6 protein-coding genes and 3 tRNA genes are annotated in these 11,871 nt (G+C 75.7%); 5 read left to right on the top strand and 4 right to left on the bottom strand.

Annotation, left to right across the window (positions count from 1 at the left end; genetic code table 11):
• The first annotated feature begins 98 nt into the window (after window positions 1-98).
• A complete protein-coding gene (locus tag ACIQF6_RS08175) occupies window positions 99-1,760 on the top strand; it encodes a long-chain fatty acid--CoA ligase (protein WP_400891557.1) in 1,662 nt (553 codons plus the stop codon).
• Between the two features lie 51 nt (window positions 1,761-1,811).
• Here the strand turns inward: ACIQF6_RS08175 and ACIQF6_RS08170 are convergent, their stop codons facing one another.
• Both ACIQF6_RS08170 and ACIQF6_RS08165 read right to left on the bottom strand, forming a co-directional pair.
• The gene (locus ACIQF6_RS08170) at window positions 1,812-2,414 is read right to left on the bottom strand and encodes a PepSY domain-containing protein (protein WP_400891554.1); all 603 of its coding nucleotides are present in this window, start codon (window positions 2,412-2,414) and stop codon (window positions 1,812-1,814) included.
• Window positions 2,415-2,852: 438 nt separating this feature from the next.
• Window positions 2,853-6,041 (bottom strand): PAS domain-containing protein, encoded by a 3,189-nt coding sequence (locus ACIQF6_RS08165; RefSeq protein ID WP_400891551.1) that lies wholly within the window; start codon window positions 6,039-6,041, stop codon window positions 2,853-2,855.
• Window positions 6,042-6,242: 201 nt separating this feature from the next.
• Between ACIQF6_RS08165 and ACIQF6_RS08160 the strand changes: the two genes are divergently transcribed.
• From ACIQF6_RS08160 to ACIQF6_RS08150, 3 genes are all read left to right on the top strand, one after another.
• Window positions 6,243-6,333: transfer RNA gene (locus ACIQF6_RS08160), tRNA-Ser, on the top strand.
• Between the two features lie 177 nt (window positions 6,334-6,510).
• A tRNA-Arg gene (locus tag ACIQF6_RS08155) sits at window positions 6,511-6,586 on the top strand.
• A gap of 34 nt (window positions 6,587-6,620) precedes the next feature.
• Window positions 6,621-6,696, top strand: a tRNA-Arg gene (locus tag ACIQF6_RS08150).
• 37 nt (window positions 6,697-6,733) lie between these two features.
• Here the strand turns inward: ACIQF6_RS08150 and ACIQF6_RS08145 are convergent.
• Both ACIQF6_RS08145 and ACIQF6_RS08140 read right to left on the bottom strand, forming a co-directional pair.
• Window positions 6,734-7,942: a globin domain-containing protein gene (locus ACIQF6_RS08145; RefSeq protein ID WP_400891548.1), complete on the bottom strand. Its 1,209-nt coding sequence runs from the start codon at window positions 7,940-7,942 to the stop codon at window positions 6,734-6,736.
• An 11-nt stretch (window positions 7,943-7,953) separates the two neighbouring features.
• Window positions 7,954-8,370 carry a globin domain-containing protein gene (locus tag ACIQF6_RS08140; protein ID WP_400891546.1) on the bottom strand — a complete coding sequence of 139 codons (417 nt, stop codon included), beginning with the start codon at window positions 8,368-8,370 and terminating at the stop codon, window positions 7,954-7,956.
• 297 nt (window positions 8,371-8,667) lie between these two features.
• Here ACIQF6_RS08140 and ACIQF6_RS08135 point away from each other — a divergent pair, with 297 nt between their 5' ends.
• Window positions 8,668-11,811: an Ig-like domain-containing protein gene (locus ACIQF6_RS08135; RefSeq protein WP_400891542.1), complete on the top strand. Its 3,144-nt coding sequence runs from the start codon at window positions 8,668-8,670 to the stop codon at window positions 11,809-11,811.
• The last annotated feature ends 60 nt before the right edge of the window (window positions 11,812-11,871 follow it).

Genomic DNA, 11,871 nt, shown 5'->3' with positions numbered 1-11,871 from the left:
GTTGCGGCTACTGACATCCCGGGGGTGCCGGGGAAACAATCGAGGGCATCGCCTACTACCTGCGGGTAACAACCGCGGGCCGGTCAAGGAGGACCCTGGTGTACAGCACGATGCAGGACGTTCCACTCACCGTCGCCCGGATTCTGCAGCACGGGTCCACCATCCACGGCCGGTCGACCGTCACCACCTGGACCGAGAACGGCCCGGTGGTGCGCACCTTCGCCGAGGTCGGCGGCCGCGCCGCGCAGCTCGCCCACGCGCTCCGCGAGGAGTTCGGCGTCGTCGACGGCCAGGCCGTCGGCACCCTGATGTGGAACAACACCGAGCACCAGGAGGCGTACCTGGCGATACCGTCCATGGGCGCCGTGCTGCACACGCTGAACCTGCGGCTGCCCGCCGACCAGCTGGCGTACATCCTCCGGCACGCCGCGGACCGGGTGGTGATCGTCAACGGCTCGGTGCTGCCGCTGCTCGCCGCCGTCCTGCCGCAGGTCGGCGACGTGGTCCGGCACCTGGTGGTGTCCGGCCCGTACGACCCGGCGCTGCTGGCGGGCTTCGACGGGACGGTGCACGACTACGAGGCACTGATCGCCGGCCGCCCGACCGACTACCCGTGGCAGACCGACATCGACGAGAAGCAGGCCGCCGCGCTCTGCTACACCTCCGGCACCACCGGCGACCCCAAGGGCGTGGTGTACAGCCACCGCTCGATCTACCTGCACTCGATGCAGATCATCGCCGCCTCCAGCTTCGGCCTGACCGCCCGCGACACCGTGCTGCCGGTGGTGCCGATGTTCCACGTGAACGCCTGGGGCATGCCGCACGCGGCGTTCATGACCGGCGCCAACATGCTGATGCCGGACCGCTTCCTCCAGCCCAAGCCGCTGGCCGAGATGATCGACCAGGTGAAGCCGACCTTCGGCGCGGCCGTCCCGACCATCTGGACCGGCCTGCTGGACGAACTGGACGCCGGCGACTACGACACCTCCACCCTGGAGACCGTGGTGATCGGCGGCTCGGCCTGTCCGCCCGCGCTGATGAAGGCCTTCGAGGAGCGGCACGGCATCCGGGTGATCCACGCCTGGGGCATGACCGAGACCTCCCCGCTGGGCACCGTCGCCCGCCCGCCGGCCGGCGTCACCGGCGAGGACGAGTGGGCCTACCGGGTCACCCAGGGCGTCTTCCCGGCCTCCGTGGAGGCCCGGCTGATCGGCCCGGGCGGCGAGCGGATGCCGCACGACGGCGTCGCCGAGGGCGAGCTGGAGGTGCGCGGCCCGTGGATCGCCGGGGCGTACTTCGGCGGCGCGGACGGCGAGCCGGTCCGGCCCGAGGACAAGTTCAGCCCCGACGGCTGGCTGCGCACCGGCGACGTCGGCACCATCACCGCCGACGGCTACCTGACCCTCACCGACCGGGCCAAGGACGTGATCAAGTCCGGTGGCGAGTGGATCAGTTCGGTTTCCCTGGAGAACCACCTGATGGCCCACCCCGATGTGGCCGAGGCCGCCGTGGTGGCCGTCCCCGACGAGAAGTGGGGCGAGCGCCCGCTGGCCACCGTGGTGCTGCGGCCCGGGGCCACCGCCGGACTGCCCGAGCTGCGGGCCTTCCTCGCCGAACGGGTCGCCTCCTGGCAGCTGCCGGAGCGCTGGTCGCTGATCGAGGCGGTGCCGAAGACCTCGGTGGGCAAGTTCGACAAGAAGGTGATCCGCGCCGACTACGCCGCCGAGCGGCTGGACGTCACGGTGCTCGGCAAGAGCTGACCGCGGGTCGGCCCCTCCCCGGGCGGGAGGGCCGACCACGGACCGCACCGGTCAGCGGCCGTTCACCGCGGTGTTGCCGGTGATCGACCCGTCGACGCCGTCCACCGTCACCAGGTGACGGACCCCGTCCGCGCCGAGCACCTCGACCGCCCACGAGCTGCCGCCGCCCTCCCGGCCCACCACCGACAGGGCGTCCACCTTGCCGCCGGGCACCGCGCCCGCCGCCTTGGCCAGCGCCTGGTCCGCCGGAACCGACGGCAGCGCGGCCGGCGCGAGCCGCTCGGCCTGCCCGCCCGGCTGCACCGCCCGGCCGCCCGGCTGCTCGGCCCGCCCGCCCGCTCCGTCGCGGCGCACCGCCTGCCCGTCGCTCCTGGGCTCCCCGCCCCGGTGCTTCCCGGCACCCGTTCCCCACGCGTCCGGCGCCCCCGGAGCCCGCATCGCGAACGGGGGGACCGCCCGGTGCCGGTCCGGGTGGTGCGTCGCCACGGCGGCGGCGCCGACCACACCGACCCCCAGCACCAGCACGACCGCCGCCCCCAGCGCCCAGCGGCCGCCCCGCCGCTGCGGCAGCCGGACCCGGCGCCGACGGGCGGTCTTCTCGACCCCGGGCTCGAACGGCAACGGCTCCGACGGCTGCGGCTCCTGCTCGGACATCTGCACACCACTTCCCCTCGACGACCCGGCCGGGGCCCGACCCCGGCCGCGGCGCCCAGCATGCCGCCACCCGCCTGAAGCCGAGCTGAAGCTGCCGCCGCCGCCCGGCCCGACCCCTGCCACCCCGGTCCCCGTACGCGTACCGGCGGTCGAGGACGGCGGCTCGCCGCCGCACGCAACGCGGCCTGCGGGCCGAGGGATTCGCCGTCGACGTCGCCCACGGCGGCGCGGACGGCCTCCGGCAGGCCACCGGGCACGACTACGGCGTGATCGTGCTCGACATCATGCTGCCCCGGCCGGACGGCCCGGGGTTGCCCATCACCCGGGATCTCGCCGGGCACCACGGCGGCACCCCGGCCGCCGGACCCGCCTGCGCCGGTCCGCGTGGTGGCCCGCCCGGTGGCCCGCCTGCCGCGGGCCGGGGCGGCCGACCGGGCGTCAGCGCGAGGCGGCCGTCGCCACCTGGCCCAACGCACCGACCCGGGCGAGCAGTTCGACGATCCGCCCCTGCACGTCGTCGGTGGTGGAGCGCTCCGCGAGGAACAGCACGTTGGCGCCGGTGCGCAGCCCGGCACGGGCCTGCGGGTCGAGGTCGGCCGAGGTGTACACCACCAGCGGGGTGCGGTGCAGGCGGTCGTTGGCGCGCAGCCAGTCCAGCAGGCCGTGGCTGTGGCGTTCGATCCGCTGCAGGTCGAGCACCACCAGGTTCGGCTGGATGCTGCTGGCCCGGGCCACCGCCTCGTTCTCGTCGGTGGCGTGCTCCACCTGCATGCCGCGCCGCTCCAGGCTGGCGACCAGCGCGGCGGCCACCTCCGGGTCGGACTCCACCAGCAGGACCCGGGCGGCGTGGTTCTCGCCGTCCCTCGGGGCCAGGGCGCGCAGCAGCACGGCGGGGTCGGCCCCGTAGGCGGCGTCCCGGGTGGCCTGGCCGAGCCCGGCGGCCAGCAGCACGGGGATCCGTCCGGCCAGCGCGGCGGTGCGCAGCGACTGCAGGGCGGTGCGGGTGATCGGGCCGGTCAGCGGGTCGACGAAGAGCGCGGCGGGGGTCTGCGGGACCTGGGCGTCGACCTCTTCGCGGGAGGCGACGACGATCGGGCGGAAGCCCCGGTTCTGGAGTGCGCCGCGGGTGGACGGGTCGGGTTCGGGCCACACCAGCAGTGGGCGGGGGCCGTCGAACGCGGGTTCCTTGGCGGGGGCCAGTTCGGCGATCGGCCGGGGCGGCGTGCGGCCCTCGACCGCACCGGGCCCGGCGGGCAGCGCCGGCAGGCCGCCGCTGTCGCCCGAACCGGCGGGCAGCGCCTGGCCGTTGACCGCCTGCGGGCTCGCGGCGGGCAGTTCGGCCTGCTGGGGCGTCCCGGGGGGCGGGAAGGTGCCCGGGAAGCCCGCCTGGACGCCGCCCAGCGGGCGCGGCGGGACGAGTTCGCCCAGTCCGCTGCCGACCGGCTGCGGCTGGCCGCCCTCGGCCGCGGGGGCCGCGGCGGCCGGGAGCGCGGGCGGCGCGGCGGGCCGGGCGACCTCCAGCGCGGCGGACGGCTCGGGGGCGCCGGCGGGGACGGGCGGCAGGACCGCCGTCACCTCCTCCGCGCTCTCGGCGGTGTCGGCGGGCAGGGCCAGCCGGCGGCGGCGTCCGGTGGGCCGGCTGGGCGGGGCGGCGGGTTCCGGCGGGGCGGCGGGCAGCGCGTTCTCCAGCCCCGGGTAGACGGCCGCGCCGGGGTCCGGTACGCCGGGCAGCTGGAGCGGCGGCGCGTTGTCGCCGGAGCCGGCGTGCGCCCGGCGGGCCCGCCGTCCGGTGGGCGCGGGCGGTTCGAGGGCCGGCGGCTGTTCGGCCGGTTCGGCCGCGGACGGGCCGGGGCCGAGGGCGATCGGCGCGTTGGGCCGGGGGGCCTCTTCGCGGGCCGGGCGGGCCCGGCGCCGGCCGGAGCCCTGGGTGTCGTCGGCCCGGGCGGCGGCGGTGTCGCCGTCCTCGGCGGGCTCGGACTTTGACGGTCCGTCGGCCTCGGCGGGCGTCGACTCGGCCGCGGGGGGCTGCCCGGGGAGGTCGGGCAGCATCGCGGTGTCGGAGTCCTTGGGGACGTGCTGCTGCTTGTCCGGGGTGCCGCCGTCGTCGCCGTCGGGGTCGAGCGGCAGCTCCACCACGTAGGTGGCCCCGGCGCCGCCGGGCAGGTCGTGCCGCTGCAGGACGCCGCCGTGCCGCTGGACGGCGGCGCGGGCGATCGGCAGGTGGACGGCGCTGGCGGTCCGGGCGGGTCCGCGCACTTCGATCCGGGCGACCTGGCCGCGCTGGGCGGCGGCCAGCACCACCATCGGCGGCTGCCCCGGGTCCGGCGCCGGACCGGAGAACGCCCCGCCGGCGGTGGCGGATTCGTCCTCGGCGCGGGCGGGTTCGGGGACCGGCGTGACGCCGCTGACGTCGGCGACCAGGTGGGCGAGCGCCTGGGCCAGCCGCTCGCGGTCGGCGAGCACCTTCACGGCGGCGGCGTGCACCGAGTAGCGGACCCGGCCGGGGCCGACCAGTTCGCCGGCCCGGTCGACGGCCAGCTGCACGACCTCGTCCAGGCCGATCCGCTCGCGGTCCAGCGAGGCCTTGCCGCGGTCGGCGGCGGCCTCGAAGCGCTGGTGCTCCAGCACGCCCTCGATCAGCCGGCCGAACCGGCGGCACTCGTCGGCGAGCCGGCGCAGCGTCCAGTTGGCCTCCGGCCAGAGCTGCCCGGCGGGGTCGGCGGCGAGTGCGTCGATCCGTCGGTGCAGGGCGCCGAGTGCGCCGCCGAGTTCGGACTCCAGGACGGCGGTCAGGTGCTCGTTGCGGGCGGTGAGGGCGAGTTCGTGGGTGCGGTCGGTGAACGTCATGACGGCGCCGACCAGTTGCTCGCCGTCCCGGACCGGAGCGGTGGTCAGGTCGACGGTGACGGGGGTGCCGTCCTTGCGCCACAGCACGGTGTTGCGGATCCGGTGCTTGCGGCCGGAGTGCAGGGTGTCGTTCAGCGCCGAGCTCTCGGCGGCCAGCGGGCTGCCGTCGGGCTGCGAGTGCTGGATCAGCGGGTGCAGTTCACGGCCGCCGAGCTCGCTGGCCCGGAAGTCGAGGATGTGCGCGGCGGCCGGGTTGACCAGCACCACGCGGCCCTCCAGGTCGACGCCGAGGACACCCTCGGCGGCGGCCCGCAGGATCATCTCGGTCTGTTTGTGCTGGCGCCGCAGTTCGGACTCCACGCCCAGACGCGTCGACAGATCGCGGACCAGGAGCAGCAGCAGGTCCTGGTCCGCGGTGGTGAAGGACAGGAACCCGTGCGCCTCCCCGCCGCCTTCGTCCTTGAAGTCGTTGCCGGACACCTCGACGGCGAAGGTGCTGCCGTCGGTGCGTCGGGCGGTCATCCGGACCGGTAGTTCCAGGCTCTGGGTCTCGCTCGCCGGGGGCCGCATCGAACCGGGGATTCGGCTGGGGTCGAACTCCGGCAGCAGGTCCAGCACTCCCCGTCCGACCAACGAGGTGCCGGGGGCCTGCAGGCTCTCCACGGCGGCCTTGTTGACGTCGACCACGGTGCCGTTGGAGTTCACCAGCAGCAGGGGGTCGGGCAGTGCGTCGAGTATCGCGGCGAGGCGAGCAGCGCCTCGGGTCGGCCTGCTGCTCACGTCGACAGGTCTCCTCACGCCTTCGGGCCGCCGCTTCGACGGGCGGCTCTGGCTCTCCTCGGAGACTGGAGTATCTCATTCTTCTTTGCGCCGTGGACGACCCGGCCAGTATCGTTGTGGTGGTTGGTGTCGGAGGCTTCGGCTGTGGCATCATCGCAGTCGCACGGAGTGCACCGGAGTCCCGGTCGCAGTCCGGGTGTTGGAGGCGTCGCCTAGTCCGGTCTATGGCGCCGCACTGCTAATGCGGTTTGGGCTTTACCGCCCATCGAGGGTTCAAATCCCTCCGCCTCCGCTTCACCGGGAGCCCCGTCGGTCAGTGACCGACGGGGCTTCTGCGTTGTCGGCTGCTGTTCGCCCGGCGGCCTCCGCGGCGGCCTTGACGGGGCCGTCGGCAATGGATTTCGCCCCAGGTCGCCGGTCATGTAATGTTGTCCCCGCACCGCCCAGGAGGCCAAGGCCGACGGGGCGAGCGCTCATAGCTCAACGGATAGAGCACTTGACTACGGATCAAGAGGTTGCAGGTTCGAATCCTGCTGAGCGCACCAATCTCCGCTCGCGGTCCCGCAAGGGGCCGTCCGAGCGCTCATAGCTCAACGGATAGAGCACTTGACTACGGATCAAGAGGTTGCAGGTTCGAATCCTGCTGAGCGCACCAGCCGAAGGCCCCGGGTTTCCACCCGGGGCCTTCGTCGTCATGTCGGCGGCCCGAGTTCGGTCCGGTTGATCCAGGGCACGTCGCGTTCCTCCAGGAACCATTCCGCGGGGGTGAGCGGGCGGCTGCGGTTGAACGTGGCGGTGACGGGGTCGTGCCGGACGAGGCCGGGATCGGCGTGCTGGTCGAGGAGTTGGGCGGTGAGCGCGGGGGCGAGGTCGGGCGGGCCGGACAGGTGGATGTCGTGGCCGGCGCAGTCGCCGTAGTCCCGCAGGCCGTCGCGGAGCAGCCGGATCGCGGCGCCGCGGGACGCGCCGGGCGCGGGCGCCGAGAGCACGGCGTGCAGCCAGGCGTGTTCCTTCACCAGGTCGTGGACGGCGTCCAGGTCGTACTGGTCGCGGTCGTCGCGGGCGGCGACGAACACGGTGGCGGGCCGGCCGCCGGCTCGGGCGAGCTGTTCCAGCAGGGACTTGATCTGGGCCCAGCCGGTGCCGGCGGCGACCATCAGCAGCGGCCGGTCGGAGCCGTCCGCGAGCACGGCCTCGCCGAGCGGCGGGCCGAGCCGGACGGTCTCGCCGGGCCGGACGTCGTCGACCAGCGCGGTGGACAGCAGCCCGTCGGGGACCCGGCGGACGTGCAGTTCCAGGGTGTTGTCGGGACGGGGTGCGCAGGCGGGCGAGTAGGGCCGCCAGACCTGCGGGTGCCGGTCGGAGCTGACGGTCAGGTACTGGCCGGCGGTGAACGGGTACGGGTGGTCGGGCCGCAGGGTGAGCACCGCCAGGTCGGGGGCGGCGTGGCGGACGGCCAGCACGTCGGCGTTCCACCAGCGCGGGGCGCCGGCGGGGACGGCCGCGGCCGCGTCGATCATGGCCTGGGCGATGGCGCCGTACGCCTCCGCCCAGGCCTGCTCGACCTCGGGCGTCCAGGCGGTCCCGGAGAAGTGCTTCAGCGCGGCGATCAGACTGGCGCCGACGGCGGGGTAGTGCTCGGGTGCGGCCTGGAACTTGCGGTGGTCGCGCCCGAGCGCCGCCAGGTAGCCGGTGAGCTTCTCCGGGTCCTCCAGCCGCAGCACCAGCTGGGTGAGGGCGGCGAAGAGGCGGTCGCGCTGTTCGGCGAGCCGGGCCGGGAACAGTGCTTCGACGCCGGGGTTGTTGGTGAACAGGTGGGCGTAGAAGTACTTGGTCAACTGGTCGGCGCGGCGTTCGACGACGGCGAAGCTGGCACGGACGACCGCGGGGTCGAAGGGCACCGGGGAGGTCCTCAGCCCGTGGCGGCTTCGGTCAGCGCCCCACCCATGACCTCGGTGACGACGCCGTACAGGGCGGTCCAGGACGCCTCGGTCTCCGGCGTCCAGGCGTCCCCGGCGACGTGCGCCAGGGCTGCCAGCAGGCTCGCGCCGACGGCCGGGAAGTGCTCGGGCAGGGTGCCGTAGCCGGCGTGCCGGCGGCCCAGGCCCTGCAGCACGTTGACCACGGTGTCGGTGTCGTCGAGCTTGTTGACCAGCGTGGTCAGCGCGGCCCAGAGGCGGTCCTGCTGCTCGTCGAGGTGCTCGGCGAAGAGCTTGCGAACATTCGGGTTGTGCTCGAACAAATGCGTGTAGAAGTATGCGGTGACATCGCTGCCGTGGGGCTCGACGGCGGCGAAGCTGCTTTTGATGAGCGCGGAATCAATGGTCACGCCAGCCGACTCTACTGATAAACACACCAATTCCAACAGTGTCATCTGATGATCAGTCAATTACTGGACGGTAGCGTCCGATTGATGCCCGCTTGGGCGAGTTGACACCCGGCCCGGCGGGTATCCGGATACTGCGAACGAGTGGCCGCCAATCGGGTGGTGTCGGGCGAATTGACCAGGTGTCGCGGTATGACCGAAACCAGATCGTGATTCCCTTTTGTCTGATCGTCATGGCCATTCGGGTGCATGGCATTGGGCCGCGAATTCGGCGGACGAAGACACCGAGAGGAGAGCCGGATGTGCCGACAGTCCCCTGAGCGGGCCCCGGCCCCCGACGCCCGCCCGGCCGACCGCGACCGGCCCGGACCTTGGATCGGCCGGACCACCACCGCCCTGATCGCCACCGGGCTGCTCACCGGCCTCGGCACTCCGCCGGTGGCCGCCCAGCAGTCGCCGGACAGCTGGTCGGCCGACCGGCGCGCCCAACTGCCCTCCGGGCTGGCCGTCCGGTTCGACTGGACGGCCGCCCCCGGGGTGGGCGTCGACGCCGCGCCCGGCCGCCTCGCCGGCAGCGCCTACGCCGACGGCATCCGGCCCGGCGACCCCGCCGAGACCTTCCGCGCCGCCGAGGACCACCCCCGGGCGGACGGCTCCTGGCGCTCCCTCGGCACCCTGCGGCTCTCCTTCTCCCGACCCGTGCGCAACCCCCGCCTGCACCTCAGCGGCCTGACGGGGCTGGCCACCGGCAAGGGCGGCGCCACCGGCAGCAGCACCCGGCTGACCGTCGCCGGCGGCAGCCCCGCCGCCCCCGCCCTGGTCGGCCGCACTCCCTGGCCCGGCTGGACGGTCGGCCCCGCCGAACTCGCCCCCGCCGCCGACGGCGCCCGCGACGGCGACGCCGACGGCGCCGGTACCCTCGAACTGGCCGGCACCGTCAGCACCGTGGACCTGCGCGTCGACCAGCGCTCCACCGCCCGGGACGGCTCCACCACGCCCCCCGAGACGCTCGGCCGGGCCTGGACGGTCACCCTCGACGAAGGCCTCGGCAGCGCCCCGCCGAGCTACGGCAACGCCTCCCACCTGCTCTCCGACCTGTTCCTCGGCCAGGACGCCACCCCGGCCGCCACCCGCTCCCGGCCCGGCCTGGCCCAGTCCGTCGAGAAGCCGCTGCTGCCCGCCCCGCCCGCCGCCGGTCCGCTCGCCCCCGGCGCGCAGGGCGACGGCGGGGCGGGCCACCGCAGCCCCTGGGCCAACCCGGCGCAGCCCCGGCTCCGGCCCGGCCGGGCCGACTACCCGGGCGCCGATCCGAGCCTCACCCTCCCCACCGAGACCACCGTCGGGGGCACCTACCGGGTGGAGGTGCCGGTCAGCCCGGGCGCGGGGCCCGCGGTGCTGGCCGGCTGGGTCGACTTCGAGCACACCGGCCGGTTCGACCCGCAGGACCGGGTGCAGGCCGACGTCCCCGCCGGCGCGACCAGCGCCGTGCTGGAGTGGCCGGTCCCGACCGGCGCCGCCGGCGGCGACACCTGGGTCCGACTGCGGCTGGCCCGCGACGCCTCGCAGCTCGCCGCCGCCGACGGCTTCGCCGACTCCGGGCAGGTCGTCGACCAGCGGGTCTCGCTGACGGTCGGCCCCGCCGCCCCCGGGCCGGAGATCGCGCTGCCGATCCCCGGCACCGTCACCGGCGAGACGCGCCCCGAGTTCCGCGGCGACGGCGCCGTCCCGGGGGCGGGCATCGCCGTCCAGGAGAACGGCTCCGCGCTGTGCCTCGCGCAGGTCGGCGGCGACGGCAGCTGGAGCTGCCGCCCCGACAACGCGCTCGGCGAGAGCACCCACACCCTCGTGGTGGCGGAGACCACCCGCGGGGCCGTGCTGCGCGGGCAGCCGTTCCGACTGACCGTCAAGACCACGGCGCCGACCGCCCCCGTGCTCACCCTGCCCGCCTACAGCAACGATCCGGGGCTGCTGGTCACCGGGCTCGGCGAGCCCGGCTCCACCGTCACCGTCTCCGCGGACAGCGGGCCGGAGGAGCTCGACCTGTGCTCCACCGCCGTCGCCGCCGACGGCAGCTGGTCCTGCCTGCCGGTGGAGAACCTGGCCGACGGCCCCCACCGGCTCACCCCGCACGCCCGCGACGGGGCCGGCAACACCTCCGACGGAAAGCCCGTCGAGCTGACGGTGAGCACCCGGGCGCCCGGCAAGCCGAAGCTGACCTCGCCGGCCGCCGGTGAACTCCTGGCCGGCGCCCGCCCGGTGATCTCCGGCAGCGCCGAGCCCGGCACCACCGTCACCGTCACGGCCGGCCGGGGCAGCGGCGACCGCAGCACCGTGTGCAGCGTCGTGACGGCCGCCGACGGCAGCTGGTCGTGCACCGCCACCCACGACCTGCCGGGCGGCGACACCACGCTGATCGCCACGGCCAGCGACCCGGCGGGCAACGGCACCGCGGGCGATCCCGTCCCGGTCCGGGTGCCGGGGCAGCCCGCCGGCAGCGGCAGCACCGTGCCGCCCGCGCCGCCGACCCCGACCGCGCCCGCGTCCGCATCGCCGACCGCGCCCGCGTCGCCGAGCGCACCCGCGCCCGCGTCGCCGAGCGCACCGGCGTCGTCGTCCGCGGTGCCCACGCCGTCGGCCGCGCCCTCGGCCTCGGGAACGGCCTCGCCGACCGCGCCGTCCGCCCCCGGCGCGTCCGCCTCCGCCCCGGCTTCCGCCGCGGCTTCCGCTCCGGCCTCCCCGGGGCAGGTGTCGGCGAGCGCGGCCGCCCCGGTGCCGGTGCTGCCCGGTCTGCCGCCGGACGTGCTGCCGGTGGTGGTGCCGGTGCTGCCGGGCACGGTGCCGCCGGTGGGGGCGACGCCGGTGGCCGCGGAGAGCCCGAGCCCGGCCGCGTCCGCGCCGGACCCCGGCACCGGGGCGCCGTCGGGGCAGCAGCCCGGTACGGCCTCGGATCCGGTGCCGCCGTTCCTGCTGCCGGGTATGACGTCCGATCAGTCGCCGTTCGCGGCGCACTCCCCGGCGCCGGAGGTCCTGGAGGTCCCGGAGGCCCCGGAGGGCCAGTTCGCGGACCCGGTGGACGCACGGGCGGGGAGCCCGTCGCCGACGGCCGCGCCGTCCGTGGCGGCGGCGCCGTCGGCGGGATCGCCCAGTCCGACCGCGGCTCGGTCGGCCGCCGAGACGGCCGCGGCCGCGCCGTCCGCCGCGCCGTCCGGTGCCTCGTCGAGTCCGCCCGCGGCGGCGGACGAGCCTCCCGGGCGGTCGGCGGACGAGGTCGGGCCGAGGCGGACGCCGGCGCCGCCGCCGGACGGGATGGAGGCCGCCGAGCGCCGGGCGGCGGCCACCGGCTGGCGTGGGCTGGCCTGCGGGGCGCTGCTGATCACGGCGGGTTTCGGGCTGTTGGCCCGCCGGGTGTTCAGCGGCCGGAGGAGGGGCGCTCGCCGTCGTTGACGGCCGGTTCGGTGCCGCCCGCCCGGCAGTTCGCGGCGGGCGCTACCTCAGTCGACGTGT

It is taken from the genome of Kitasatospora sp. NPDC092948, assembly GCF_044754805.1.
Classification (GTDB): Bacteria; Actinomycetota; Actinomycetes; order Streptomycetales; family Streptomycetaceae; genus Kitasatospora.
The sequence above is the reverse complement of the archived record's forward strand: the minus strand, read 5'-3'. Positions and strand labels throughout refer to the sequence as shown.

What these genes read in the sequence shown, in the direction of transcription:
- ACIQF6_RS08170 (WP_400891554.1), bottom strand. Translation starts at nt 2,414, where the DNA reads ATGTCCGAGCAGGAGCCGCAGCCGTCGGAGCCGTTGCCGTTCGAGCCC.
- ACIQF6_RS08135 (WP_400891542.1), top strand. Translation starts at nt 8,668, where the DNA reads ATGTGCCGACAGTCCCCTGAGCGGGCCCCGGCCCCCGACGCCCGCCCG.